Origin of the sequence: Klebsiella sp. CN_Kp066, from assembly GCF_040065135.1 — a bacterium.
In the GTDB taxonomy this organism is placed as follows: domain Bacteria; phylum Pseudomonadota; class Gammaproteobacteria; order Enterobacterales; family Enterobacteriaceae; genus Klebsiella; species Klebsiella oxytoca.
The window spans coordinates 24960-50638 of sequence record NZ_JBEAIU010000025.1 but is presented as its reverse complement, the minus strand read 5'-3'; the positions used below and the strand labels follow the sequence as shown (position 1 = coordinate 50638).

The 25679-nt window shown below is 53.5% G+C and carries 27 protein-coding genes; 19 read left to right on the top strand and 8 right to left on the bottom strand.

The window, feature by feature from the left end; all coding sequences use genetic code 11:
- Positions 1–114 precede the first annotated feature (114 nt).
- Positions 115–699: a nucleoside triphosphate pyrophosphatase gene (locus ABLV75_RS06675; protein ID WP_004101073.1), complete on the bottom strand. Its 585-nt coding sequence runs from the start codon at positions 697–699 to the stop codon at positions 115–117.
- Between the two features lie 141 nt (positions 700–840).
- Between ABLV75_RS06675 and yceD the strand changes: the two genes are divergently transcribed.
- From yceD to fabF, 8 genes are all read left to right on the top strand, one after another.
- Complete coding sequence (gene yceD / locus ABLV75_RS06670) at positions 841–1362, top strand: 23S rRNA accumulation protein YceD (RefSeq protein WP_004101075.1); 522 nt, start codon at positions 841–843, stop codon at positions 1360–1362.
- A 16-nt stretch (positions 1363–1378) separates the two neighbouring features.
- Positions 1379–1552: a 50S ribosomal protein L32 gene (gene rpmF, locus ABLV75_RS06665; protein ID WP_004101077.1), complete on the top strand. Its 174-nt coding sequence runs from the start codon at positions 1379–1381 to the stop codon at positions 1550–1552.
- A 202-nt stretch (positions 1553–1754) separates the two neighbouring features.
- A complete protein-coding gene (plsX, locus tag ABLV75_RS06660; protein ID WP_024274027.1) occupies positions 1755–2852 on the top strand; it encodes a phosphate acyltransferase PlsX in 1098 nt (365 codons plus the stop codon).
- 53 nt (positions 2853–2905) lie between these two features.
- A complete protein-coding gene (locus ABLV75_RS06655; RefSeq protein WP_004101080.1) occupies positions 2906–3859 on the top strand; it encodes a beta-ketoacyl-ACP synthase III in 954 nt (317 codons plus the stop codon).
- Between the two features lie 15 nt (positions 3860–3874).
- Positions 3875–4804 (top strand): ACP S-malonyltransferase, encoded by a 930-nt coding sequence (gene fabD / locus ABLV75_RS06650; RefSeq protein WP_004112164.1) that lies wholly within the window; start codon positions 3875–3877, stop codon positions 4802–4804.
- A gap of 12 nt (positions 4805–4816) precedes the next feature.
- Positions 4817–5551, top strand: coding sequence for a 3-oxoacyl-ACP reductase FabG (fabG, locus tag ABLV75_RS06645; protein ID WP_004101082.1), 735 nt, complete (start codon positions 4817–4819; stop codon positions 5549–5551).
- Between the two features lie 210 nt (positions 5552–5761).
- Positions 5762–5998 (top strand): acyl carrier protein, encoded by a 237-nt coding sequence (acpP, locus tag ABLV75_RS06640; protein ID WP_000103754.1) that lies wholly within the window; start codon positions 5762–5764, stop codon positions 5996–5998.
- A gap of 89 nt (positions 5999–6087) precedes the next feature.
- Positions 6088–7329: a beta-ketoacyl-ACP synthase II gene (gene fabF, locus ABLV75_RS06635; protein WP_142477916.1), complete on the top strand. Its 1242-nt coding sequence runs from the start codon at positions 6088–6090 to the stop codon at positions 7327–7329.
- Between the two features lie 102 nt (positions 7330–7431).
- Here the strand turns inward: fabF and ABLV75_RS06630 are convergent, their stop codons facing one another.
- The 6 genes from ABLV75_RS06630 to ABLV75_RS06605 form a co-directional block, all read right to left on the bottom strand.
- The gene (locus ABLV75_RS06630) at positions 7432–7902 is read right to left on the bottom strand and encodes a fimbrial protein (protein WP_224226998.1); all 471 of its coding nucleotides are present in this window, start codon (positions 7900–7902) and stop codon (positions 7432–7434) included.
- 81 nt (positions 7903–7983) lie between these two features.
- Positions 7984–8493, bottom strand: a complete 510-nt coding sequence (locus ABLV75_RS06625) for a fimbrial protein (RefSeq protein ID WP_004101088.1) — start codon at positions 8491–8493, stop codon at positions 7984–7986.
- Positions 8494–8506: 13 nt separating this feature from the next.
- A complete protein-coding gene (locus ABLV75_RS06620) occupies positions 8507–9484 on the bottom strand; it encodes a fimbrial protein (protein ID WP_004101090.1) in 978 nt (325 codons plus the stop codon).
- 20 nt (positions 9485–9504) lie between these two features.
- Entirely contained in the window at positions 9505–12057 is a 2553-nt protein-coding gene (locus ABLV75_RS06615; RefSeq protein WP_004101092.1) for a fimbria/pilus outer membrane usher protein, read from the bottom strand.
- A gap of 34 nt (positions 12058–12091) precedes the next feature.
- Positions 12092–12766 carry a molecular chaperone gene (locus ABLV75_RS06610; protein ID WP_004101093.1) on the bottom strand — a complete coding sequence of 225 codons (675 nt, stop codon included), beginning with the start codon at positions 12764–12766 and terminating at the stop codon, positions 12092–12094.
- A gap of 76 nt (positions 12767–12842) precedes the next feature.
- A complete protein-coding gene (locus ABLV75_RS06605) occupies positions 12843–13385 on the bottom strand; it encodes a fimbrial protein (protein WP_004101095.1) in 543 nt (180 codons plus the stop codon).
- A 393-nt stretch (positions 13386–13778) separates the two neighbouring features.
- On the opposite strand from ABLV75_RS06605, the gene pabC reads away from it, so the two are divergent.
- The 6 genes from pabC (at position 13779) to ptsG (ending at position 19781) form a co-directional block, all read left to right on the top strand.
- On the top strand, positions 13779–14588 hold the full coding sequence (gene pabC, locus ABLV75_RS06600) for an aminodeoxychorismate lyase (protein WP_004101097.1): 810 nt from the start codon (positions 13779–13781) through the stop codon (positions 14586–14588).
- 2 nt (positions 14589–14590) lie between these two features.
- On the top strand, positions 14591–15613 hold the full coding sequence (gene yceG, locus ABLV75_RS06595; protein ID WP_004101098.1) for a cell division protein YceG: 1023 nt from the start codon (positions 14591–14593) through the stop codon (positions 15611–15613).
- Complete coding sequence (gene tmk, locus ABLV75_RS06590) at positions 15603–16244, top strand: dTMP kinase (RefSeq protein ID WP_004101099.1); 642 nt, start codon at positions 15603–15605, stop codon at positions 16242–16244. The genes yceG and tmk overlap by 11 nt, the downstream gene beginning before the upstream one ends.
- Entirely contained in the window at positions 16241–17245 is a 1005-nt protein-coding gene (gene holB / locus ABLV75_RS06585; RefSeq protein WP_004101100.1) for a DNA polymerase III subunit delta', read from the top strand. Before tmk ends, holB begins: the two co-directional genes overlap by 4 nt.
- A 10-nt stretch (positions 17246–17255) precedes the next feature.
- Positions 17256–18050 carry a metal-dependent hydrolase gene (locus ABLV75_RS06580; RefSeq protein ID WP_004101101.1) on the top strand — a complete coding sequence of 265 codons (795 nt, stop codon included), beginning with the start codon at positions 17256–17258 and terminating at the stop codon, positions 18048–18050.
- Between the two features lie 297 nt (positions 18051–18347).
- Positions 18348–19781, top strand: a complete 1434-nt coding sequence (ptsG, locus tag ABLV75_RS06575) for a PTS glucose transporter subunit IIBC (RefSeq protein ID WP_004101102.1) — start codon at positions 18348–18350, stop codon at positions 19779–19781.
- A gap of 99 nt (positions 19782–19880) precedes the next feature.
- Here the strand turns inward: ptsG and fhuE are convergent, their stop codons facing one another.
- A complete protein-coding gene (gene fhuE, locus ABLV75_RS06570) occupies positions 19881–22064 on the bottom strand; it encodes a ferric-rhodotorulic acid/ferric-coprogen receptor FhuE (RefSeq protein ID WP_004101103.1) in 2184 nt (727 codons plus the stop codon).
- 353 nt (positions 22065–22417) lie between these two features.
- Here fhuE and hinT point away from each other — a divergent pair, with 353 nt between their 5' ends.
- Genes hinT through nagZ form a run of 5 tightly spaced genes read left to right on the top strand, consistent with a single transcriptional unit; the run spans position 22418 to position 25643 of the window.
- The gene (gene hinT / locus ABLV75_RS06565) at positions 22418–22774 is read left to right on the top strand and encodes a purine nucleoside phosphoramidase (RefSeq protein ID WP_004101104.1); all 357 of its coding nucleotides are present in this window, start codon (positions 22418–22420) and stop codon (positions 22772–22774) included.
- A gap of 5 nt (positions 22775–22779) precedes the next feature.
- A complete protein-coding gene (locus ABLV75_RS06560) occupies positions 22780–23154 on the top strand; it encodes a YcfL family protein (protein ID WP_004101105.1) in 375 nt (124 codons plus the stop codon).
- A 12-nt stretch (positions 23155–23166) separates the two neighbouring features.
- The gene (gene lpoB / locus ABLV75_RS06555) at positions 23167–23802 is read left to right on the top strand and encodes a penicillin-binding protein activator LpoB (protein WP_004101106.1); all 636 of its coding nucleotides are present in this window, start codon (positions 23167–23169) and stop codon (positions 23800–23802) included.
- Positions 23783–24601: a thiamine kinase gene (gene thiK / locus ABLV75_RS06550; RefSeq protein ID WP_004101107.1), complete on the top strand. Its 819-nt coding sequence runs from the start codon at positions 23783–23785 to the stop codon at positions 24599–24601. The genes lpoB and thiK overlap by 20 nt, the downstream gene beginning before the upstream one ends.
- 31 nt (positions 24602–24632) lie before the next feature.
- Positions 24633–25643, top strand: coding sequence for a beta-N-acetylhexosaminidase (nagZ, locus tag ABLV75_RS06545; RefSeq protein ID WP_029779317.1), 1011 nt, complete (start codon positions 24633–24635; stop codon positions 25641–25643).
- The last annotated feature ends 36 nt before the right edge of the window (positions 25644–25679 follow it).

The window sequence follows — 25679 nt, the reverse complement described above, 5'->3', positions numbered from 1 at the left end:
GCTGCGTGGCGTTAAACAAACTCGACGCGGATGGATCTGTGACTTAAGTTATTGATAAACGGCGTTATGGCATCGGGAAAAACACACCCTCTCCGATGCCATGCGTCATTATGTTCAGGTGAGCAGGGGATTGAATCCTTCCCGGCGCAGCATTTGACATAACGCGATGAGCGGTAAACCGACCAGCGCGTTAGGATCGCGGCCCTCGAGTCTCTCGAACAGCGTGATGCCTAATCCTTCGCTTTTGAAACTGCCGGCGCACTGCAGCGGATTTTCTTTGCGGATATAGCTTTCAATTTCCCGATCGCTTAAATGGCGGAAGTGGACGTCAAAGGGTTCACATTCAGTTTGTAGATGACCCCTGGCAGAGTTATATAGCGCGAGGCCGGTGTAGAACGTGACGATGGTGCCGCTGGCCTTTCTCAACTGGCGATGGGCGTTCTCTTCGGTATGCGGTTTGCCGGTAATTTCACCGTCCAGGACACAAACCTGATCGGAGCCTATAATGAGGTGCTGCGGATAGCGTGCGGCGAGGGCCTGCGCTTTTGCCTGCGCCAGACGCATCACCAGCTGGCGGGCGGGCTCGCCGGGCAGCGGGGTTTCATCTACGTCCGGCGCCGCGCATTCAAAAGGCACCGACAGCTTTTCCAGCAGCATTCGCCGCCAGGGCGAGGTTGACGCGAGGATCAGTTCAGACATATTTTTTCATCCACATATAGCGCTTCGCAGAGCATCATTTTAAACTATGCGCCGCAATGTGTGCGAATAAATGGCAAAAGGCAACCTGAGGCTGCCTTTTTCTTTGACTCTATGACGTTACAAAGTTAATATGCGCGCCCTATGCAAAAGGTAAAATTACCCCTGACTCTCGATCCGGTTCGCACGGCTCAAAAGCGCTTAGATTACCAAGGTATCTATACCCGTGATCAGGCTGTGCGCGTCGCTGATTCTGTTGTCAGCGTGGACAGCGATGTGGAATGCAGCATGTCGTTCGCTATTGATAACCAGCGTCTTGCCGTTTTAAGCGGCGATGCGACGGTGTCGGTAACCCTCGAATGTCAGCGTTGCGGGAAACCGTTCCCCCATCATGTTCACACAACGTATTGTTTCAGCCCCGTCAGAAATGACGAACAGGCCGAGGCACTGCCGGAAGCGTATGAGCCGATTGAGGTTAACGAATTCGGTGAAATCGATCTGCTGGCGCTGGTTGAAGATGAAATTATCCTCTCCTTGCCTGTAGTTCCGGTGCATGATTCTGAACACTGTGAAGTGTCCGACGCGGACATGGTCTTTGGTGAACTGCCTGAAGAGGCACAAAAACCAAATCCATTTGCCGTATTAGCCAGCTTAAAGCATAAGTAATTGAGGAGTAAGGTCCATGGCCGTACAACAGAATAAACCAACCCGTTCCAAACGTGGCATGCGTCGTTCCCATGACGCTCTGACCGCAGTCACCAGCCTGTCTGTAGACAAAGCTTCTGGTGAAAAACACCTGCGTCACCACATCACTGCCGACGGTTTCTACCGCGGTCGCAAGGTTATCGCTAAGTAATCACGCATTACTCCATGGATTTCGCGTTGCAAGAAGACGCAAGCGAGAGAAGCGCCGGGAGCATAGCTCACTATGTGACTGGTGTGAACGAGCGCAGTCAACGCACTTGCAGCGCGAAAGACGAAGAGTAAAAGCGTGATGAAGCTTAGTGAGGATCTCCCCGGGTAACTGGGGAATAACCGAACCGAGCAGCGACGATACCTTGACACGTCTAACCCTGGCGTTAGATGTCATGGGCGGGGATTTTGGCCCTTCCGTGACAGTGCCTGCAGCATTGCAGGCACTGAACTCTAATTCACAACTCACACTTCTTTTAGTCGGCGATCCCGACACTATCGCGCCATTACTTGCCAAAGCTGATTTTGAACAACGTTCACGTCTGCAGGTTATCCCTGCGCAGTCAGTTATTGCCAGTGATGCCCGGCCCGCGCAAGCGATTCGCGCCAGCCGCGGTAGCTCAATGCGCATTGCGCTGGAGTTAGTAAAAGAAGGGCGGGCGCAGGCCTGCGTCAGCGCGGGTAATACCGGAGCGCTAATGGGGCTGGCGAAGCTGTTGCTCAAACCCATTGAGGGGATTGAGCGCCCTGCGCTGGTTACCATGCTGCCGCACCAGCTGAAGGGCAAAACGGTGGTGCTGGATTTAGGCGCCAACGTGGATTGCGATAGCACTATGCTGGTGCAGTTTGCCGTCATGGGGGCGGTCCTTGCGGAAGAAGTTATTGGTATTAAGGATCCCCGCGTTGCGCTTCTGAATATCGGCGAAGAAGAGATGAAAGGTCTCAGCAGCATTCGCGACGCGGCGGCCGTTTTGAAAACTTTGCCAACCCTCAACTATATTGGGTATCTGGAAGCCAACGAGTTGTTGACGGGGAAAACGGATGTGTTGGTTTGTGATGGATTCACGGGCAACGTCACATTAAAAACGATGGAAGGTGTTGTCAGAATGTTCCTTTCACTGTTGAAATCACAGGGAGAGGGGAAAAAAAGGTCGTGGTGGCTGCTTTTATTAAAGCGTTGGTTACAAAAAAGCCTGTCGAGGCGATTCAGTCACCTCAACCCCGACCAGTATAATGGTGCCTGTCTGTTAGGATTACGCGGTTCCGTGATCAAAAGTCATGGGGCTGCCAATCAGCGCGCTTTTTGCGTGGCGATAGAGCAGGCAGTGCAGGCTGTGCAGCGGCAGATTCCTCAGCGAATTGCCGCTCGCCTGGAATCTTTATACCCTGCAGGTTTCGAATTGCCTGAGGACGGCAGAAGCGGGAACGCCAGGCCTCAAAGCCCGGTGACCGGAAACGACTGACGCCTCGCAGTTTGAGTTAACCAGGTATATTACCCAAGAGTGACTGAGCGTACATGTATACGAAGATTATTGGTACCGGCAGCTATCTGCCTGAGCACGTGCGTACGAACGCTGAACTGGAAAATATGGTCGATACGTCAGACGAGTGGATTGTCACTCGTACCGGTATCCGTGAGCGTCGTATTGCCGCGCCGAACGAAACAGTTGCTACCATGGGCCTTGAAGCCGCTAAGCATGCGCTGGATATGGCGGGCGTAAAGCCGGAGCAAATTGGTCTGATTATTGTTGCGACCACCTCCGGTACCCATGCGTTTCCCAGCTCGGCTTGCCAGATTCAATCAATGCTGGGTATTAAAGGTTGCCCGGCCTTCGACGTCGCTGCGGCCTGCGCGGGTTTCACCTACGCGCTCAGCGTTGCCGATCAATACGTGAAAAACGGCGCGGTCGATTACGCGCTGGTGATCGGCGCTGATGTTCTGGCGCGTACCTGCGATCCTGCCGATCGCGGAACCATTATCATTTTCGGCGACGGCGCAGGTGCCGTGGTGCTGGGGGCTTCCGAAGAGCCGGGTATTATCTCTACGCATCTGCATGCGGATGGGAGCTACGGCGAACTGCTGACGCTACCGAACGCCGATCGCGTCGATCCGGAAAACCCGATCTTCCTGACCATGGCGGGCAACGAAGTCTTTAAAGTGGCCGTGACCGAGCTGGCTCATATCGTCGATGAAACTTTAGCTGCGAATAATCTCGAGCGTTCGTCGCTGGACTGGCTGGTACCACATCAGGCTAACCTGCGTATTATCAGCGCCACGGCGAAGAAGCTGGGCATGTCGATGGACAACGTCGTCGTCACGCTCGACAGGCACGGTAATACTTCAGCCGCTTCTGTGCCTTGTGCGCTGGATGAAGCCGTGCGCGATGGCCGCATTCAACGTGGTCAGCTTATTCTGCTGGAAGCCTTTGGTGGCGGTTTCACCTGGGGTTCCGCGCTGGTTCGTTTTTAGGATAAGGATTTAAACATGACGCAATTTGCTTTTGTTTTCCCGGGACAGGGCTCTCAGAGTGTCGGGATGCTGTCAGATATGGCGGCCGCTTACCCGGTAATCGAAGAGACGTTCCGTGAAGCCTCTGCGGCGTTGGGTTACGATCTGTGGGCGCTTGCACAGCAGGGCCCGGCGGAAGAATTAAATAAAACCTGGCAGACCCAACCGGCGCTGCTGACCGCTTCCGTTGCGCTCTATCGCGTCTGGCAGCAGCAGGGCGGAAAAGCGCCGATGATGCTGGCTGGCCATAGCCTTGGCGAATATTCAGCGCTGGTATGCGCGGGCGTTATCAATTTTTCCGACGCCGTTCGCCTTGTTGAACTGCGCGGTAAGTTCATGCAGGAAGCGGTTCCGGAAGGTACCGGGGCGATGTCTGCGATCATCGGTCTTGACGATGCTGCGATTGCGAAAGCCTGCGAAGAGTCTGCCGAAGGGCAGGTGGTTTCTCCGGTGAACTTTAACTCGCCGGGTCAGGTCGTTATTGCCGGTAATAAAGAGGCCGTAGAACGCGCAGGGGCGGCCTGTAAGGCTGCAGGCGCTAAACGTGCTCTGCCGCTGCCGGTCAGCGTCCCATCCCACTGCGCGCTGATGAAGCCCGCAGCGGAGAAACTGGCCGTTGAGCTGCAAAAAATAACCTTCAACGCGCCAGCTATTCCAGTCGTGAATAACGTTGACGTGAAAAGTGAAACGACGCCTGAAGCTATTCGCGATGCCCTTGTCCGTCAGCTGTATAGCCCGGTTCAGTGGACCAAAACCGTTGAATTTATGGCATCACAGGGCGTAGAGCATCTGTATGAAGTTGGCCCGGGTAAAGTCCTCACCGGTCTGACTAAACGTATTGTTGACACCCTGACCGCTTCCGCGCTTAACGAGCCGGCAGCTATGTCTGCGGCGCTTGAGCAATAAAAGAGGAAAACCATGAGTTTTGAAGGAAAAATCGCGCTGGTTACCGGTGCAAGTCGCGGGATTGGCCGCGCAATCGCTGAGACGCTCGTTGCCCGTGGGGCAAAAGTTATCGGTACTGCGACCAGCGAAAGCGGCGCGCAGGCGATTAGCGATTATTTAGGTGCTAACGGGAAAGGCATGCTGCTGAATGTGACCGATCCTGCATCTATCGAATCTGTTCTGGGAAATATTCGCGCAGAATTTGGTGAAGTTGATATCCTGGTGAACAATGCCGGGATTACTCGTGATAACCTGTTAATGCGCATGAAAGATGACGAGTGGAACGATATTATCGAAACCAACCTGTCATCTGTTTTCCGTCTGTCAAAAGCGGTAATGCGCGCTATGATGAAAAAGCGTCATGGACGTATTATCACTATCGGTTCTGTGGTTGGTACCATGGGAAATGCGGGTCAGGCCAACTACGCTGCGGCGAAAGCGGGTCTGATTGGCTTCAGTAAATCACTGGCTCGCGAAGTTGCGTCCCGCGGTATTACTGTAAACGTTGTTGCTCCGGGCTTTATTGAAACGGACATGACGCGTGCGCTGACCGATGAGCAGCGTGCGGGTACGCTGGCGGCAGTTCCTGCGGGGCGCCTTGGCTCTCCAAATGAAATCGCCAGCGCGGTGGCATTTTTAGCCTCTGACGAAGCGAGTTACATCACTGGTGAAACTCTGCACGTCAACGGCGGAATGTACATGGTCTGACCGAGATTTGCGCAAAACGTTCAGGAACCGCGCAGTCCGTGCGGTTCTCTGTAATGTTTTGTACAAAATCATTTGCGTTATGAGGGCAAACAGCCGCAAAATAGCGTAAAATCGTGGTAAGACCTGCCGGGATTTAGTTGCAAATTTTTCAACATTTTATACACTACGAAAACCATCGCGAAAGCGAGTTTTGATAGGAAATTTAAGAGTATGAGCACTATCGAAGAACGCGTTAAGAAAATTATCGGCGAACAGCTGGGCGTTAAGCAGGAAGAAGTTACCAACAATGCTTCCTTCGTTGAAGACCTGGGCGCTGATTCTCTTGACACCGTTGAGCTGGTAATGGCTCTGGAAGAAGAGTTTGATACTGAGATTCCGGACGAAGAAGCTGAGAAAATCACTACTGTTCAGGCTGCCATTGATTACATCAACGGCCACCAGGCGTAAGTGAACATCTCCAGGCGGTCACTCGACCGCCTGAGTTTTATCCATATTTTGTCCCACAAGAATCTATTTTCCCTCCCTGGAGGACAACCGTGTCTAAGCGTCGTGTAGTTGTGACCGGACTGGGCATGTTGTCTCCTGTCGGCAATACCGTAGAGTCTACCTGGAAAGCTCTCCTTGCCGGTCAGAGTGGCATCAGCCTGATCGACCATTTCGATACTAGCGCCTATGCAACGAAATTTGCTGGCTTAGTAAAGGATTTTAACTGTGATGACTTCATCTCGCGTAAAGAACAGCGCAAGATGGACGCCTTCATTCAATATGGAATTGTCGCTGGCATTCAGGCCATGCAGGATTCTGGCCTTGAAGTGACGGAAGAGAATGCTACCCGCATCGGTGCCGCTATTGGTTCCGGTATTGGCGGACTTGGCCTGATCGAAGAAAACCACAGTTCGCTGGTAAAAGGCGGACCGCGTAAGATCAGCCCGTTCTTTGTTCCTTCCACAATCGTTAACATGGTGGCCGGGCATCTGACCATCATGTTTGGTCTGCGTGGACCAAGCATTTCCATCGCGACCGCCTGCACCTCTGGCGTCCACAATATTGGTCACGCAGCGCGCGTTATCGCTTATGGCGATGCTGACGCAATGGTTGCCGGTGGCGCAGAAAAAGCCAGTACCCCTCTGGGCGTAGGCGGCTTTGGTGCAGCACGAGCGCTCTCCACGCGCAATGACAACCCGCAGGCGGCAAGCCGTCCATGGGATAAAGAGCGTGATGGTTTCGTACTGGGCGACGGCGCAGGCATGGTCGTGCTGGAAGAGTACGAACACGCGAAAAAACGCGGCGCGAAAATCTATGCGGAAATCGTCGGTTTTGGTATGAGCAGCGATGCCTACCATATGACTTCACCGCCGGAAGATGGCGCTGGCGCAGCGCTGGCGATGGTTAACGCTATTCGCGACGCGGGCATTGAAGCAAGCCAGATTGGCTACGTCAACGCTCACGGGACTTCTACGCCGGCAGGCGATAAAGCAGAAGCGCAGGCGGTGAAATCCGTCTTCGGCAACGCTGCCAGCCGCGTAATGGTCAGCTCGACTAAATCCATGACCGGCCACCTGCTGGGCGCGGCGGGCGCAGTAGAGTCTATCTACTCCATCCTCGCGCTGCGCGATCAGGCCGTTCCGCCAACCATTAACCTGGATAACCCGGATGAAGGTTGCGACCTGGACTTCGTTCCGCACGAAGCGCGCCAGGTTAGCGGAATGGAGTATACCCTGTGTAACTCCTTTGGCTTCGGTGGTACCAACGGCTCGCTGATTTTCAAGCGCGTCTAGCGGTCGATGCAGTCAATAAAAAACGGCACGTTTATACGTGCCGTTTTTTTATGTCTGACGTTAGAGGGCAGAGGCATTCGCTATCAAGGCGTCAGCATAATGTTATTTGTAGGTCACAGTAAGTAACAGGGTTGAATGAAAACTCCCTCCGGTGACACGATCGGAGGTGGCAATCATTCGAGAGGACAACTCTATGGTCCTTCCTGTTTCATAAGCAGTTCCAGTCATTCCACCAAAGCAATTTTGCAAATAACCACCATCTTTGCCAAAGGCCGATTGCAGTGCAATACCTGTGGCACTTCCGTCATTTTTTGCCAGACATTTATTGGATGGATCTGGCGTACCGGAGAAGTTAACAATTATGTCCGTTGTTGACGGTGGGCAAGAGGTGAATACGATGGTGTAATTCTGCCACTCGCTGGCATCCCCTGCCCTGGTAAAATCAGATGTCTTTGAATCCGGGAATGTAATGGTCTGATTGAGCGAATGTGCAGTATCTACCGTGCAGGCAGAGGCGACCACCGTCCCCGTCAGATTAATGTCTGTCGCAAATGCCGGAACGGCGGTCATCATTATCCCGAGCGCAGCCGTAAGGCATGAAATAACCTCTATTATTCGCAGTCTCATTATTTATATCCGGTCTCTTAAGTTATCCTACGGATAGGTGATGGTGGCCTGGACTTGAGCTGAAATAGTGCCCGGCAGAGGATTCCATTTAGAGACGGCACGGGCGCGCAAGTTGATTATGTAGACTCCTCCTACTTCGAGATTTTCCAGCGTGGTCCCATTTTTGTAAGCGGTTTCTGACAGGGTATTGGTTAATTCAACCATGACGCGTTGAGCGGTACCGGTATTTTTGTAATAAGCCGGATCGTCATCATCGCTAGTACCCGTGAAGGTCACATTAAAGAACCTGGCCGAAGGGGGGCAAACAAGCTCAAGATCTGCGCTTTTCCATTCACTGCCGCTGCCTGGTTCAAAAATATCTCCGGCCCGAATAGAATCTCCCAGATCAATGGAGAGGGTTTCATTACCGCCATTGACCTCGCAAGGAGAGGCGATAACTTTTCCCGTGATATCGATATTGACCGCGTGGCTTAAAGGCGTGAATAATCCGCAGCTGGCGGTAACTAAGGTTGCCAAAAGTCCTTGTTTAATTTTCATTTCCTTTCCTTGTTTAGTTATAGGTTAATTTGAGTTCGATAGCGGATTTCACTTCGCCAGCCGTCACGCTTGCAGTATTCTCAATATAATAAGCAACTTTAAATTCAGGGATTTCATATTCACCTGAACCTGCGTAATCACTGAGTGCTATTGAGCTATTAACCGTATGGGGTGTTCCGTCGGCATTCTGGACCTGAATGTAAACGTTTTGCGCGTAGCCATCGCCATTAACGGCGTTGAGTATTCCATTTGAGGCATCGCGCGCGCCGTAAACGGCACTAAAGTTATAAGAAATACCGTCAATCGCGCCGGGACAGTTGATTAATTTGATGGTCGGAGCTTCAGTAATAGTTTGCGCACCATTTTTCAGCTTATTACCGTAAAGCGCAGGAAGCTTTATTTCCGTCGGTGCGTCTACCGTGCAGGAAGTTGTTTTAGGTTGCGACGCAATCGTTGAGCTATAAATACCGTGAGTGAATACAGCGGTACCCCTTCCATCTGGGTTGTAAAAAGTGGCAGTTACCTGCGGTGCGCTGGTAATTTTACCGGCAGGGATCTTATTTGTCAGCCTGACAAGTCGGTATTTTACGTGGACGTAAGTGCTTATATCTGCAGCGACCTGCTGCCCTAAATTGAAGCGACTATTCGGAGTCGATTCTGTGCCTCCACCCGCATCAGTCAGTGTATCCACGCTCGTTTTATATTGAATGCCAATACCCGGATTGCTGGTCGCGTAGATATTGTCACCGACCAGGGGTCCGTTAATTGAAAGGGCAATATAAGAGCCGGTTGTATCACTCCTCGATACCGTTGTCGGCAGCGATCCCGCTTCCTCCCAATAGGTCGTTTCTCCAGGGTTAGCTGGCAGCGTGAAATCACCAAATTTATAGTTCATTACGCTTCCCCTGACCGCATCAAAATAGTCTGCATGCGCGGGGAAGAGGGCAAAGAAAGTGATTGCCGCGATGGGTAAATAGAGTTTTGCTTTCATCTCGTGGCGCCTTTTCCTTTCTATTGGCAGGAGGATGTTAGTTCAGCGACCCCGCTTGCGGGGTCGACGTCAGGTAGCTGCCAGAGAAACTCGCACTGTTCTGACGCTGTTTGCCCCCATTTTGCCGTGGCGGTACCGTTAGTCGGCATGCCGGTAAGATAAACTTGCCCGCCGTCGCCGACGATAGAACCGGACGGCTTGTCGACGCCGTTGATTGAGACCATTGTGCCAAAGGGGACGACGTCACCGCTGCGGCGAATGAGCGTCATTAACACTCGTTTGCCGACGTGAGCCGCAAAGTGGGTGCGGACGATGGCTCCACGAGTGGGCGTAACGGTTTGTGAGGTCAGCTCTACGTCGGCATTATCCGGTAGCGTCGCCGTATCCAGGGAAATCACGCTTTCACGATAGGGGGAGACATACGGAACAATGGTATAGCCGCGATAATCGGTTTTTACCCCTGTTTGATTCATTACCGTCACGCCATCTGCACCGGGCGCTTCGACCAGGGCTGCAGTTTCGCCTAACTCCTGACTGAGCGTCAGGCCGTGAGCGTGGGCGACGATTCCGCCGTCAATACCATAGTTGACGCGGCGCTGATCGCGGTCATAGCTGTACGCCGAATTGACCCGGGCATAGGTGCCCTGATAGTCAAGACTGGCATAACCACCATTGCCTTCACCGTGATTTGTCTGGCTTTGCTGGATGTTCCAGTTCAGATTGTTGTCTGCCAGCGTAGAGCCATTCATCCCCAGATTATGGCTGGTGCTGCCGTGCTTACTGGTGTTCAGACTGTAGGTAGCGTAGTTATTACCTGACCCGAGATCGAAAGGAACGTTGATGTTAAATGAGAAGATCTGATCTTTGTCATAAACTTTTTTATTGTCGGTATCGGTGGTGTTTTCGTTATAGCTATAGTTGAGGTTGTAAGTTACTCCTGCCCAGTTGTTACTATATCCCACGCTGATGGAGCGCATTTTACGCTCGCTATTCCAGTAATCCTCACTCATCATGTTGAGGGTGAGCGAACCCAGGTTTTGGCTGATATTCTGGTTAAGCTGAAGCTCGGCGCGATTGCGGCGGCGATCGTTTTGACTTTTCCAGTCGTTATCGCGCCACGTGTCCAGTACCTCTGACAGGCTATAGTAGCCCGAGGTTGAGTATCGATAGCCCGCAATTGAGAAATTGGTTCCCGTTTCAATAATGTTCTTACTGTAGCGTATGCGCCATGATTGACCACTTTCTTTGCTTTCGTCCTGTTTTCTTGACCATGCCTGCGCGCTGTCTATCGATAGCGCTCCCAGCATTCCTAAATTTTTACCTGCACCCAGAAGGACGGACTGGTAATGTTGAGAGAACTGACCGCCGCTATAAACGGTAAAGCCTGCCGGTAGACCGTAAATGACGGTCCCTTGCGTAAACGTGTCTTTATTAATATCGCTGTCATAAGGGCGGTACTGGCCGCTGGTCAGACTATATTTCAACCGGCCTTCACGCTGCAGTAAGGGAAGGGAGGCAAAGGCGATTTTCTGATGTTGTTCGCTGCCGTCAGCTTCTTTAATCGTGACGTCAAAATCGCCGCTGCTGCCGGTGGGGTACATGTCAGCGATCTCAAACGCTCCCGGAGAGACATAGCTCTGATAGATGGTATAGCCGTTCTGTTTAACGATCACCTGAGCGTTAGTGCGTGCAATACCGCGAATTACTGGCGCATAGCCGCGGAGGCTATCGGGAAGCATATCGTCATCGGAGGCGAGCTGCGCACCACGGAAGGGGACGCTGTCAAAGATGTCCGAAGGCGCGGTGCTGTCGCCAATTGTGAGCTGGCTTTTCAGGGCGATGATGTTGCGCTGTGCATAGGTATAGAGTGAATCCCAGCTCTCCTGTGCTTGCCCACCGCTGCTGTTACGGTTCCAGGTCGTGTAGTTGCGGATTCGCCAGGGGCCGATATTAAAACCGGGTCTTAAGTTCAGATAATAGCTGTTCGAGTCTTCTGCGCCGCGTTGACGAGCTTCGGTATTGGCGCCGCTAAAGTTGTAGTTCAGCAGTAGCGCATTAATTCCTTCGTCTAGCCGCTCCGGAGCCACATAGCCGCGGGCATGGTTGTTTAATGCAGCTTGTGGAATAGATAGACGTAGCTGCTGGCGATCGAAGACAAATTCCGCATTGGCCTGTGGAATAACCTGTAAGTTGGCGCAATCTTTACCGTCAGCAAGCTGGGGAAATGACTGTGTACGGATACCAAATTTTTGTAATGCCTCAAGGCTAAGACAGGGCTGGAGCGTAGCGTTGCCCTGGCTATCTTTTTGCATTACAAAGTCAATATCATATAGACCGACTGATGTTTTATTGACGATAACGTCAACATGATAGTTTCCCGGTATCTGGCCGATGCCTTCTTCAAAAGCAGAGAGGTCGGTCAGATCCTTTCCCGGCCCATCGATCCCGAGAAAGGCAGGATTAAAATACTCGCGAGCTAATGCGGTATTATGAATAGATAAAGCACACTGCAAGGCAATAAAGCAGGCGATACGACTGAGCGTTATTTTCTTTTTGTAGGCGTCTACATTCATCCCGATATCCTTTCGGTGCTAACACTGGTTAGCGTTATAAACGTGCTCGATGCTCTTTTCCGACGGAGCCATAATCAGTAATCAGCGTCCATACCACATCGCCGCTCGCGCCGGCAGGAATGGCAAAGCTAACCGAGCTCTTCGGTGCAACCCAGGCGGCATTTTTTACCGAAGTATTGCCCATTTTGATGGTACTGAAGTTCATGTAATACGCTGTAGGATTGCTAACGATCAGAGTATTACCGTTACGCTGCCAGGTTAATTTTTCGGCAATATCTTCCGGCATTTTGATAAGCGCCTGGGGGCGATATATTAACTTGATGCGCGTTTTTATGGCTATTTGCAGGCTATTTACATTATCCTGCTTCTCCGTCGAAGGAATAGATTTAATATTCATCCAGTACAGAGACTCCCGGTCCTCAGGTAAGTTACCGCCGGTGCGAATTATTCTTAGCGTGTTCTCTTGTCCAGGCCCGAGACGAAAGAGCGGTGGAGTAACCATAAAGGGTGATTTATCGTTGTTTTTTTCGCCGCTATCGCTCCAAGATTGTATCAGATATGATGATTTGTCAGGATTTTTTACGCTAATTGAAGTCTCCTTTTTATCACCGTTATAAATAACGCGCGTTCCACCGATAATAACGCCGGCTTGAGCTGATACTGTCATCATTAATAGCGTTGTGGCAATTAATACTAAGCTTTTTTTCATTGGCAATATCCCGAAAAATAAAGCCGGGTTTCCGGCCTTATTTTTGTATGGTTGTGATAAATGAAGAAAGGGGCGATCAGTTGTAGGTCAGCGTGAAGTTTACGGTACCATTAGCATCACCGGCTTTCACTGTATCTGTGGTTGCGATATAGCGAGCGAAGAAGTTAAGAGTGGTTTCTTCAGCTGCATTGTTGCTAATAGTTACCGGTCTGGAAGACGTGCCCAGCGGCAGCGCCGAGGTATCGTCGTTGAGTAACTGAATCGCCACGCCTTCAGCAACATTTTCACTACCCGCACCGGTCAACTGTAAATAATCGGTATTGATGCTATCCGGAGTACCGTCATATTTAACGCTAATCGGCTTACCCAACAGGTCTTCCGGGCATTCCGTCAATACCAGCGAGAAGCGAGTGGTCGTCGCCGTGTCGCCAGCAGCCGGCAGTGCGGTTTTAGAGACTTCACCGAGCTTCACATCCTGTGCGCTGGTGACTCCGCCATTAATTTTACAACCGGTTTCTGTTATTTTACCGGTAAAATTAATCTGGCCATCCTGTGCTGATGCAGAAGAGGCAATCCCCATGGTGGCAACAAAAGCGATAGTAGCTAATTTTAATTTCATTGATGAGTCCTTGATAAAGATAAGTGACGATGATTTTTCCATTTCATCGATAGGGAAATAATAATCGTACAGAATTTAATATTAATTTCGGGCAATTTGATTATAGGTATTCTTAGTGATGTGGGTAGCTATGTTTTCTAAAACTGGATTGTAGTTTTTTTAAAAATCAATATTTATTATGTGATTTTTCATGTGAATAGTATTACTTGATGTGTATCCTTATTATTTCTCTGAATGCTTTGATGGAAGGTAAAATCAGTTTTTGTGGATTATGAATTCACTAATTATGGCAACTAAACAAGTAGGCACAGAAGGGTTTATTGATTTGTACAGATGGTTGCATAATGCGTCCTCTGAAGGCACTCTTATCGTTATTAATAATGAGGGGGGTGAATGTATCTACTGAATGGCGCATGGGCGAATGTGTTACCGGTGAACGATCGCGGCGTGCAGTTTGGCGATGGCTGTTTTACCACCGCGCGAATTGTGGCGGGAAAGGTTCAGTTCCTCAACGCACACCTGACTCGGCTACAAACGACCTGCAAAAAGCTCTTTATCCCCTTTAACGACTGGGAATTGTTGGCAGGGGAGATGGCACGCCTTGCGCAGCCCCATTCTGATGGCGTGCTGAAAGCGATCATCACGCGCGGAGTGGGCGGTCGAGGCTATAGCGCCGCAGGCTGCGTAAATCCCAGCCGCATCCTCAGCGTATCGCCTTACCCGGCTCACTACCACCGCTGGCGTAAAGAAGGGATCTCCGTCTCGCTGAGCCCGGTTCAGCTGGGATGTAACCCTTTACTTGCCGGACTCAAACACCTTAATCGCCTTGAGCAGGTGCTGATTCGTTCTCATCTTGAGCAGACGGACGCCGATGAGGCGCTGGTCCTTGACAGCGAAGGGTGGCTTACGGAATGCTGTGCCGCGAACATATTCTGGCGTACAGGCTTTGACGTCTTTACCCCGCGCCTCGATCGGGCGGGAGTCAACGGCATTATGCGTCAGCACATTCTCGCTAAGCTGGCACCATCGCCGTTTCGCGTTGTCGAAGTCACCATGCGCCCCGATGCGTTACGCGAAGCCGACGAGGTCGTTGTCTGTAACGCATTGATGCCGCTGGTGCCGGTTCGCCGCTGGGACGATAAATGCTGGTCCGCGCGCGAGCTTTACCATTTTTTAGCCCCCTTGTGTGAGCTGTCTGATTAGTCATGAAGAAAATGTTACGTTTCATCCTGCTATTGGTGGTGGTGCTGGGCATCGCCGCCGGCGTCGGTATGTGGAAAGTTCGCCAACTGGCGGACAGCAAATTACTGATTAAAGAAGAGACCATCTTTACCCTCGAGACCGGCACAGGTCGCCTGGCGCTTGGGCAGCAGCTCTACAGCGATAAAGTGATCAACCGACCTCGGGTGTTTCAGTGGCTGCTGCGCATTGAGCCTGAGCTATCCCACTTTAAAGCCGGAACCTATCGCTTCACGCCTGAGATGACGGTACGTCAAATGCTGCAGCTGTTAGCCAGCGGCAAAGAGGCCCAGTTTCCGCTACGCTTCGTGGAAGGGATGCGGGTGAGCGACTACCTGCGCCAGCTGCGCGATGCGCCCTACGTAAAGCATACGCTGGCGGACGATCGCTATGAAACCGTCGCAAAGGCTCTCGATCTGGAGCATCCCGATTGGGTCGAAGGATGGTTCTGGCCGGATACCTGGATGTATACCGCCAACACCAGCGATGTGGCGATCCTTAAGCGCGCGCATCAGAAGATGGTTGCCGCGGTCGATAAAGCCTGGGAAGGGCGGATGGATAATCTGCCGTACAAAGATAAAAATCAGCTGCTGACCATGGCCTCGATCATTGAGAAAGAGACCGCAGTGGCCGAAGAGCGTGACCGCGTAGCCTCGGTGTTTATCAACCGCTTACGTATCGGCATGCGTCTGCAAACCGATCCAACCGTGATTTACGGCATGGGTGAGGGTTATAATGGTAAGTTGACGCGTAAAGACCTGGAAACCCCAACCGCTTACAACACCTATGTCATTAACGGCATGCCGCCCGGCCCGATAGCCGCGCCGGGGGAAGCCTCGCTCAACGCCGCCGCGCATCCGGCAAAAACGCCGTACCTCTATTTTGTCGCGGACGGGAAGGGCGGACATACGTTTAATACCAACCTGATCGGCCATAACCGCTCGGTTCAGGACTATCTGAATGTACTTAAGGAAAAAAATGCGCAGTAACTATATCGTCATCGAGGGCCTGGAGGGCGCAGGGAAAACTACCGCACGTAATCTTGTGGTAGAGACGCTAAAACAGCTGGGCATTAGCGACATGGTGTTTACCCGCGAGCCGGGTGGTACTATCCTGGCCGAGAAACTGCGCAGCCTGGTGCTGGATATACAGTCCACCGGCGATGAAGTTATCAATGATAAAGCCGAAGTACTGATGTTTTACGCGGCGCGCGTGCAGCTGGTTGAGACGGTGATTAAACCCGCGCTGGCCCGCGGCCAGTGGGTCATTGGCGATCGTCACGATCTCTCGACTCAGGCCTATCAGGGCGGCGGCCGCGGTATCGACCAAACGATGCTGGCAACCCTGCGCGATGCGGTACTGGGCGATTTTCGTCCCAATCTGACGCTCTACCTGGATGTGACTCCCGAGGTAGGGCTGAAGCGCGCCCGCGCTCGCGGCGAACTCGACCGTATCGAACAGGAGTCGCTCGATTTCTTTAACCGTACGCGCGCGCGCTACCTTGAGCTGGCGGCACAGGACGACACCATACGCACCGTTGACGCCACCCAGCCGCTTGAGGCCGTAGAGCGCGATATCCGCGCGGTGGTGAATCAGTGGGTCGCGGAGCAGCGCGCATGAAATGGTATCCGTGGTTACGTCCCTCTTTTGAACAGCTAGTTTCCGGCTATCAGGCGGGACGGGGTCACCATGCGCTACTGATTCAGGCGCTGCCGGGTATGGGAAGCGACGCGTTGATTTACGCGCTGTGTCGTTTTCTGATGTGCCGGCAGCCGGAGGGGCATAAAAGCTGCGGTCGATGCCATAGCTGTCAGCTGATGCAAGCCGGGACGCATCCGGATTATTATGCGTTGATCCCGGAAAAGGGGAAGAGCTCGCTCGGGATTGACGCCGTGCGTGAAGTGAGCGAAAAACTCTATGAACGAGCCCGTCTGGGCGGCGCGAAGGTCGTCTGGATAGACGATGCCGCTCTGCTGACCGACGCGGCGGCCAACGCCCTGCTGAAAACGCTGGAGGAGCCGCCGGAAAACACATGGTTCTTCCTTGCCTGTCAGGAGCCCGCACGCCTGCTGGCCACGTTGCGCAGCCGCTGCCGGTTACATCATCTTGCTCCGCCTTCTGAACAGTATGCGCTGGCGTGGTTAGAACGAGAAGTGACAATGTCACAAGATGCATTGCTCGCGGCGCTGCGGCTTAGCGCCAATGCCCCGGCGGCGGCGCTGGATCTGCTGCAGGACGCTCACTGGAGCGTGCGGCTGCAGCTTTGCCAGTCCCTGGGCGCTGTTTTAACCCACGGCGACTGGCTGTCTCTGCTGCCGGTATTGAATCATGAGCAGGCCGCGATTCGTCTGCATTGGCTGGCATCACTGCTGGTCGATGCACAAAAAAGGCAGCAGGGAATTACGCTTATCAGCAATCCCGATGCCTGGCCTCTGGTGAATCAACTGGCCGCTGCGCTGCCAGCCGCGCGTTTACAGGCGATCGCGCGCGACGTTAACGCCTGCCGCGAGCAGTTGCTGAGCGTTGTCGGTATCAATCGCGAACTGCTGCTTACCGAGCGCCTTCTGCGCTGGGAACATTACCTGCAACCTGGGGCGGTCCTTCCCGTATCCCACCTCTGAGAGAGACATTATGTTTTTAGTCGACTCCCATTGCCATCTCGATGGCCTGGATTATCAAACGCTGCATAAAAACGTGGACGATGTGCTGGCTAAAGCCGCCGCCCGCGATGTGAAATTTTGCCTGGCGGTGGCCACAACCCTGCCGGGATATCGCGGTATGCGCGAGCTGGTGGGCCAGCGTAACGACGTCGTTTTCTCCTGCGGCGTGCATCCGTTGAACCAGGATGAAGAGTACGACGTTGAGGCGCTGCACCAGCTCGCCGCAGAGGATGGCGTGGTGGCGATGGGTGAAACCGGACTGGATTATTTCTACACGCCGGAAACCAAAGCGCGCCAGCAGACGTCGTTTCGCGACCATATCCGGATAGGCCGGGAGCTGAATAAGCCGGTTATCGTGCATACCCGAGATGCCCGCGCCGATACGCTGGAAATTTTACACGAAGAAAAAGTGACGGATTGCGGTGGCGTACTACACTGTTTCACTGAGGATAGAGAGACAGCGGGTAAGCTGCTGGATATGGGGTTCTACATCTCGTTTTCCGGCATTGTGACGTTCCGTAATGCGGAGCAGCTTCGCGATGCAGCGCGCTATGTACCTCTCGATCGCCTGTTGGTAGAGACCGATTCGCCCTATCTGGCTCCGGTACCGCATCGTGGTAAAGAGAACCAACCGGCATTGGTCAGGGATGTCGCCGAGTATATGGCGGTTCTTAAAGGCGTATCGCTGGAGCAACTGGCACAACAGACCACGGAAAATTTCGCGACGCTTTTTCATATCGACCCCTCCCGGCTGCAACCTCTCTGATATTCCTTATTATTTTAAGGCTCGTAATTAATAGCTAAAGCGAGTAAAGTTCACCGCCACAAATGGGGCGGTGAAGGTTTTTTGGCAACATTCAGACACGAGTTATGTAAACCAGTGTAAGTTTTTGGCTCGTGTCTGATTGAAACGTGATAGCCGTCAAACAATCATCCCGGTAATTATTTTACTCTGTGTAATAAATAAAGGGCGCTTAGATGTCCTGTCCACGGCGCGGTTCTCCCCCCGGGCCAATGCGTGAAAGCGTAAAAAAGCACCAAATACTCAGGAGCACTCTCAATTATGTTTAAGAATGCATTTGCTAACCTGCAGAAGGTCGGTAAATCGCTGATGCTGCCGGTATCCGTACTGCCTATCGCAGGTATCCTGCTGGGCGTCGGTTCCGCAAACTTCAGCTGGCTGCCAGCCGTAGTTTCCCACGTCATGGCAGAAGCGGGCGGTTCAGTCTTCGCTAACATGCCGCTGATTTTTGCTATCGGTGTCGCACTTGGCTTCACCAATAACGACGGCGTATCCGCTCTGGCATCGGTCGTCGCTTACGGCATCATGGTGAAAACCATGTCCGTGGTTGCGCCTCTGGTTCTGCATTTACCTGCTGAAGAGATTGCGGCTAAACACCTTGCAGATACCGGCGTACTCGGCGGTATCATCTCGGGTGCCATCGCAGCGTACATGTTCAACCGCTTCTATCGCATCAAGCTGCCTGAATATCTGGGCTTCTTTGCGGGCAAGCGTTTTGTGCCAATTATCTCCGGTCTGGCAGCGATTTTCACGGGCGTGATCCTGTCCTTTATCTGGCCGCCGATCGGTACTGCCATCCAGACGTTCTCCCAGTGGGCTGCTTACCAGAACCCGGTTGTCGCGTTCGGTATCTACGGCTTCATTGAACGTTGCCTGGTGCCGTTTGGTCTGCACCATATCTGGAACGTACCTTTCCAGATGCAGATTGGCGAATACACCAACGCAGCAGGTCAGGTCTTCCACGGCGATATTCCGCGCTACATGGCAGGCGACCCAACGGCGGGCAAACTGTCCGGCGGCTTCCTGTTCAAAATGTACGGTCTGCCGGCTGCCGCTATCGCTATCTGGCACTCTGCTAAGCCAGAAAACCGCGCGAAAGTGGGCGGTATCATGATCTCCGCAGCGCTGACCTCGTTCCTGACCGGTATCACCGAGCCGATCGAGTTCTCTTTCATGTTCGTTGCGCCGATCCTGTACATTATCCACGCGATTCTGGCGGGCCTGGCCTTCCCGATCTGTATCCTGCTGGGTATGCGTGACGGGACGTCGTTCTCTCACGGCCTGATCGACTTTATCGTTCTCTCCGGCAACAGCAGCAAGCTGTGGCTGTTCCCGATCGTCGGTATCTGCTACGCGATCGTGTACTACGTGGTCTTCCGCGTGCTGATTAAAGCGCTGGATCTGAAAACCCCGGGTCGCGAAGATGCAACCGAAGACAGCAAAGCTGGCGCGACCAGCGAAATGGCTCCGGCACTGATCGCTGCTTTCGGCGGTAAAGAGAACATTACTAACCTTGACGCATGTATCACTCGTCTGCGCGTGAGCGTGGCGGATGTGGCGAAAGTTGATCAGGCTGGCCTGAAAAAACTGGGCGCCGCAGGCGTGGTTGTTGCAGGTTCGGGCGTTCAGGCTATTTTCGGTACTAAATCCGATAACCTGAAAACTGAAATGGATGAATACATCCGCAACAGCTAAGTTGTGATATGGGGAGACTAAGGCAGCCAACTGGCTGCCTTTTTTAATGGCCGCAGGCGTTAAAAGCGCGCCCGCGGATTTTGTCACGTTAACCAGAGATCAGAACTGATAGCTGGCGGTAATGCTGAAGTTGCGCGGTTCGCCGTAGACAATTGAACCATCGATGTTGGTGTCGTAGGTTTTATCGAACAGGTTATTGACGTTACCCTGCAAAGCAAAATTTTTAGTGACCTGGTAGCGAGTGAACAAATCAACCAGCGCATAGCTGCCCTGTTCCGCACGGAAGGTGCCGTATGGCGTCGCGGTATCTTTATATACCCGGTTCTGCCAGTTAACGCCGCCGCCAACGGTCAGTTCAGGCATTACCGGCAGACGGTAGCTGGTAAACAGTTTGACGCTGGTTCGCGGCAGGTTGGGATTCACCGCATTGCCTTCATTATCTTCAGCGACAAAACGCGTCGCCCCAAAGGTCATCTGCCAGTTATCGGTAATCGCACCGTTGATTTCGAACTCCACCCCTTTGCTCACGGTTCCATCGACGGTTTTATAGGCTGCTTCGCCGTTGCTACCGGGGATTTGCCCACCGGTCGCCTGGCCGAGATTATCCTGCTCGATGCGGAATATCGCGAGAGTCGTGGTTAATCGGCTGTCCATCCAGTCCGACTTCAGGCCCACTTCATAGTTATTCCCGGTAATCGGCGTCAGATACTTACCCGAGCTATCGCGCTTGTTCTGCGGCTGGAAGACCGAGGTATAGCTGGTGTAGGCCGACCAATTGTCGTTTATGTCGTAAACCAGCCCGGCGTATGGGGTGGTATGATTTTTCTCCATGTTGTAGGTCAGCGTCTCAATGCTCCAGTTGTTATAGCGGACGCCAAGGATCAGATGCAGCGGATCAAGCAGGGAAATACGCGTCGCGGCATACACCGATTTCATGCGCGTGGTATCGTCCTGCGCCAGACTCTGCGGGCCCCAGCTGGTTTCCGGGAACCCAGCGCTATTGAAGCTGTAGAAGCTGCCAATCTCATTGGGGAAGACGTTTGCCCACGAGCTGAAATAGCGGTTATTTTGCTTGCTGTAGCTGCCGCCTATCATCAGATTATGCTGGCGGCCGAACAGGTCGTAGCCGCCGTCGGTGAACAGATCCACGGCGTCGACTTTACGCTTTCCGCTATTCCAGCCGGTACCGCCTACGTAGTCATAGCCCGGACCGTAGCTGCTATAAGGCCCCTCCAGCATCCCGGTCGCTTTATTGACGTAAGCATCTACGTACATCATTTTGCTGTCGAACTTGACCTCGGAGTGAGTGGCGTTCAGCGTTGCCTGCCAGGTATCAGCAAAGCGTTGTTTCAGCGTAACGAAGACTTTATTGATCTCTTTGTCGTTATAGGCCCAGTCTGGAGCGGTGCTGTGGGCGCGATCGTAACGGTTTGTGCTGCCATCGGTATTCCAGCGCGGCAGACCGCCCCATGTCGGGCTATTGACGTTGATACGCTGATACTCGTAGCCGGCGGATAAACTGGTCGACGTCGCGAGATCCGCATCCACAATCCCCGAGAAGAACGTTTTTTCGCTGTTGTAACGATCGAGCCATGAGTCATTATTTTGATAACCAGCGATAATGCGCGCCCGCACGTTGCCATCTTCAGTTAGCGGACTTTGCATATCGGCAACGTAGCGCTGCTTGTTCCAGCTGCCGTACTCCGCAGAGACATTTCCCTTGAACTCGCGGCTGGTCGCATGCTTACGGATCATATTGATCGACGCGGCGGGATTACCGGTGCCGGTCAGCAGACCATTCGCGCCGCGGACGACCTCCACCCGTTCGAAAAGAGCCATATCGGAAAGCGCGTCGCCCAGATTCCAGCGGGATTCAAACCAGGTCGGAATGCCATCGACCATATAGTTATCGATCTCAAAACCACGAGAGTAGTAGCTGGTGCGGTCAGAATCTGCCTGGCTGCTGCTGATCCCCATGGTGTGCTCCATCACATCACCCAGCGTTTGCAACTGCTGATCGCGCATCCGTTGTTCGGTGATGATACTGACCGATTGCGGGATATCGCGCTGGGCCATCTCCATTTTTGTCCCTGCGGAGGTAGTTTTGACGCTGTAATCCTGTTCTTGCGTATCCGAAGCGCTATCTGCGGAACCTTCTACAATAATAGTGTCTTCGGAGTGACTGGCAGCCTGGCTAAGGTTTGGGGAGAGCGCCAGCGCTATGCCCATCGCAAGCAGGGATGGAGCGTTTCGCCCATCCCGGGAGTGAGTGGAGAGAGACATCATAAACCCTTGATCATGAGATAATTGTTATTCGCTACGGCTCTCTGGCCGCGGTCGATCGTAAGCGCACTGCATTCATTTTGAATACAAATGAGAAATATACGCATTAATATTTAAACTGTAAATAAGGGTAAGCATGAAGGTCATAAAGGCGTTATTTCTGCCGTTGCATCGTTTCCAGGTAATAAACGATTAATCCGTCGGCAGCCAGGCGCTTTGTGGCGTAAGAAAAAACGCATTCAGGTTGAAAGAGGGGGAGTAACTCGCTCATACTCTTAGAGGAATTCCGTGCGTCCGCGTTTACCTGCAGGGGCAGGCCAGTGCACGGTATAAAAATGATTAAGGAATCAGTCATGGCAGAAGAAACGATTTTCAGCAAAATCATTCGCCGGGAGATCCCGACGGATGTGGTTTATCAGGATGAGCTCGTTACCGCTTTTCGCGATATCTCTCCGCAGGCGCCGACCCATATTCTGATCGTTCCCAATATCCTGATTCCCACCGTCAATGATGTGACCGCAGAGCATGAGCTGGCTCTGGGGCGCATGATGACCGTAGCGGCGAAAATCGCCCGCGACGAGGGGCTCGCCGACGATGGCTATCGCCTGATCGTTAACTGCAATCGCCACGGCGGCCAGGAGGTCTATCATATCCATATGCACCTGCTGGGCGGCCGTCCGTTAGGCCCGATGCTGGCTCATAAAGGTTAAACTCCATGCGTGCAGCCCATATCGGCGCATTACTGGCCGTGACATTACTGGCCGGGTGCAGTTCGCATCCGGAAATACCGGTCAGCGATCAGCAAAGTCTGGTGATGGAATCAAACGTACTGGCAGCAGGAATCAGCGCTGAAGTACCAACGGTAACTGCATCCGAGATTCAGGCGACGGCGACCACCAGATTGTTCAATGAACGCCAGGTTCCGGTGACCGTGCATTATCGCTTTTTCTGGTATGACGCCAGGGGACTGGAAATGCATCCGCTGGAGTCTGCACGCAGCATAACGGTTCCTGCGCACTCTTCCGTTACGCTTTATGGCAGCGCCAATATTCTGGGGGCGCACAAGGCCCGACTTTATCTTTATCTGTAAGAGGTAATCGTAATGATTAAACTATGTCGCTATGCATTAGTTACCGCACTGGCGATATTCCTTGCCGGATGCGTGGGTCAACGTCAGGAACCCGCTCCCGTTGAGGAAGCGCAGCCGAAGCCGCAGCAGCCTGTTCAGCCGCAGCCGACTGTGCCGACTATTCCCGTGATACCGACCCAGCCGGGTCCGATTGAACACGGCGAGCAGCCTGCGCAGCCGGCGCCGCGCGTGCGTCATTTTGACTGGCACTCCGCGGTGCAGCCGATGATTGGTCAGATGCTGCAGGCCAGCGGCGTAAATGCGGGCAGCATTTTGCTGGTCGACAGCGTCAACAACCGCACTAACGGCACGTTGAATGCGGGTGAAGCCACCACGGCGCTGCGTAATGCGCTTGAGGGTAACGGAAAATTCACCCTGGTTTCCCAGCAGCAGCTGGGCGTGGCCAAACAGCAGCTTGGCCTGTCGCCACAGGATAGCCTTGGTAGTCGCAGCAAAGCGATGGGCATTGCGCGCACCGTTGGCGCACAGTATGTGCTCTATTCCAACGCAACCGGCAACGTCAATTCACCTGAGCTGAAAATGCAGCTGATGCTGGTACAAACCGGCGAAATTATCTGGTCGGGTAAAGGTGCTGTTCAGCAACAATAAGCTCACGCGCGACGAAGTGCTGTCGCGCTTTTTCCCCCACTATACGCCTGTCGCCGCGCTGTCCGAAACCGGGCTGAGCGGCGGCAGCTGTATTCTCAGCGATGGCCGGCGAAAGCGGGTGCTGCGCCAGCCGCACGACCCGCATGCGCCGTCCTGCGACTTCCGCCGCCAGTACCGTGTGCTTTCCCGCCTTCCCAATACCTTAGCGCCTGCGCCGGTTTTTTATTCTCCCGCCTGGATGGTGGTGGAATATTGCTCTGGCGACGTGGTCAACGCATTACCGGAGTGTCCGGCGCTCGCAGGGTTGCTGTATCATCTGCACCGGCAGCCACGCTTTGGCTGGCGTATCGCGCTGCGGCCGCTGCTTGAGCGTTACTGGCAGCAGTGCAGTCCTGCGCGCCGTACACCGCTGTGGCTACGGTGGCATAAGCGGCTGCTTCGCCGGGGCGAACCGCAGCCGTTACGTCTGGCGCCCTTACATATGGATGTCCATGCGGGCAACATTGTTCGCGGCGAGGCGGGACTGCGGCTGATTGACTGGGAATATGCGGGCGATGGCGATATCGCGCTGGAACTGGCGGCGGTGTGGATCGACCCCGTTGCGCATCGCCAGCTTACCGCAGAGTATGCGCGACAGGCGCACATTGATGAGCTTCAGCTCTGGCGGCAAATTCAGCGCTGGCGCCCTTGGGTGCGGCTGCTGATGGCGGGCTGGTATGAACGACGCTGGCAGCAAACCGGCGACCGGCAGTTTATCACGCTGGCCGATGAGATATGGCGTCAGTTAGACAAAAAATAAAAGGATAAGAGAGGTGGCTGTGGGCCCGGTAATGTTGGATGTCGAAGGTTTTGAACTGGATGCGGAAGAGCGTGAGATTCTGGCGCATCCTTTGGTTGGCGGGCTGATCCTGTTTACCCGCAACTATCACGATCCGGCGCAGCTGCGTGAGCTGGTTCGCCAGATCCGCGAGGCTTCGCGCAACCATCTGGTGGTGGCGGTCGATCAAGAAGGCGGTCGCGTGCAGCGTTTCCGCGAGGGCTTTACCCGTCTTCCTGCAGCGCAATCCTTCGCCGCCCTGCTAGGCATGGAAGAGGGCGGCCGGCTGGCCGCAGAAGCCGGTTGGCTGATGGCCAGCGAAATGATCGCTATGGATATTGATATCAGCTTTGCGCCGGTGCTGGATGTCGGACATATCAGCGCCGCTATTGGCGAGCGCTCTTATCATCAGGACCCCGACAAGGCGCTGGCGATAGCTCGCCATTTCATCGATGGCATGCACGGCGCGGGTATGAAAACCACCGGCAAGCACTTCCCGGGGCATGGGGCGGTGACGGCAGACTCTCACAAAGAGACGCCGCGCGATCCGCGTGCGGAAGCGGAAATTCGCGCGAAAGATATGGCCGTGTTCCGCACGCTGATCGGCGAGCAGCGTCTGGATGCTATTATGCCCGCCCACGTTATTTACAGCGACGTTGACCCCCGTCCCGCCAGCGGCTCCGCGCACTGGCTGAAAACGGTCCTGCGCGGCGAGCTGGGATTTGACGGCGTAATATTCTCTGACGATCTGTCAATGGAAGGCGCGGCGATTATGGGCAGCTATGCCGAACGCGGCCAGGCGTCCCTGGATGCGGGTTGCGATATGATCCTTGTCTGCAATAATCGTAAGGGTGCGGTCAGCGTGCTGGATAACCTGTCGCCGATCAAAGCAGAGCGTGTTACGAAATTGTATCATAAAGGTTCCATTAGCCGTCAGGCGTTAAGGGATTCCGCCCGCTGGAAGACAATAAGCGCGCAGCTGGAGCAGCTTCACGCGCGCTGGCAAGAGGCGAAGTCCGCGTAATATACCTGAAAGGCGTTGTTGTCTGGTGAGGATGCG